The organism is Luteibacter sp. P4_E6, assembly GCF_056401535.1.
Genome location: NZ_JBFUJE010000026.1, coordinates 21,240 through 22,637, shown reverse-complemented (window position 1 = coordinate 22,637; position 1,398 = coordinate 21,240). Strand labels below are relative to the sequence as shown.

Here is a 1,398-nt window from a genome sequence, read left to right as displayed (position 1 = left end):
GCCTCCGCGATGGGCATCTCGTCCCGATCGTTTTCACCGGCGCGCGCGATGGCATCGGCGTCAGCGAGCTTCTCGAACTGGTCGAGCGCATCCTGCCCTGCCCCACCGAAACCAATCCGCCCCTGTTCCGTGACCATGCGGGTTCACCGTTCGATGTCGCCGCCGATGCGTCCCGCCACGTCGTTGCCGACGTGTTCAAGATCGTCAACGATCCCTTTGTCGGCAAGCTCGGCGTATTCCGCGTATGGCAGGGCACCGTGCGCAAGGACGCCCAGCTCCTCGTCGACGATGGGCGCAAGCCGTTCAAGGTGGCCCATCTGTTCCGCCTGCAGGGCCGCGAGCACATCGAAGTGGATGAGGCCTTGCCCGGCGACATCGCCGCGGTGGCGAAGATCGAAGACATCCATTTCGACGCCGTGCTGCACGATGCCGCCGACGAATCGCGCATCCACCTCGAACCTTGCGCCTTCCCGGCACCCATGTTCGGTCTTGCCGTGGAACCGGCGCACAAAGGCCAGGAGCAGAAATTGTCGCAGGCGCTGTCAAAGCTCGCCGAGGAAGATCCGTGCTTCCGTGTCGAGCACCACAAGGAACTCAACGAGACCGTGATTCGCGGGCTGTCCGACCTGCACCTTAAGCTCATGCTCGAACGGATGAAGGCGCGCTACGACGTCGACGTGATCACACACCCGCCCCGCATCGCCTACCGGGAAACCATCGGCGCCGGCGCCGAAGGCCACCACCGGCACAAGAAGCAGACCGGGGGCGCCGGTCAGTTCGGCGAGGTATTCCTGCGCGTGGAACCGCTGGAGCGGGGCAAGGGTTTCGTCTTCGACGATGAAACCAAGGGCGGCGTCATCCCGGGCCAGTTCATGCCAGCCATCGAGAAAGGCGTACGCCAGGCGCTGGATGGCGGAGCGATTGCGGGGTATCCGATCCAGGACGTACGCGTCGTGGTGTATGACGGCAAACACCATCCGGTCGACTCGAAGGAAGTGGCCTTCATCAGTGCAGGCCGCAAGGCGTTCCTCGACGCGGTGTCGCGCGCTCACCCGCAGGTACTCGAGCCGGTGGTCGACCTCGAGGTCTCGATTCCTGAGCGCTACGTGGGCGACGTCACCGGGGGACTTGCCTCCAAGCGAGCGCACATCATGGGCACCGATTCGCTACGCGGCGGCGAGACGCTGATCAAGGCGCGCGTGCCACTGGCGGAGCTCACCGACTATCCCACCCAACTTAAAGCGATGACCGGTGGGCAAGGGCGTTATGCGATGGAATTCAGCCATTACGACGCGGTGCCCGCCGGCGTGCAGCGAAAGTTGATGGAGCAGTGGAAGCCGCGGGTCGAGGAGGACTGAGGCTGTGACTCCTGTGGGAGCCGCTTCAGCGGCGATAGCC

Annotated in this window: 1 protein-coding gene; it reads left to right on the top strand. The window is 64.4% G+C overall.

Annotated features, from left to right (window positions below; genetic code table 11):
* Positions 1–1,358: elongation factor G (gene fusA, locus AC1DT2_RS03570; RefSeq protein ID WP_477294363.1), on the top strand; the 1,358-nt coding region annotated here is incomplete at its 5' end.
* Positions 1,359–1,398 lie beyond the last annotated feature (40 nt).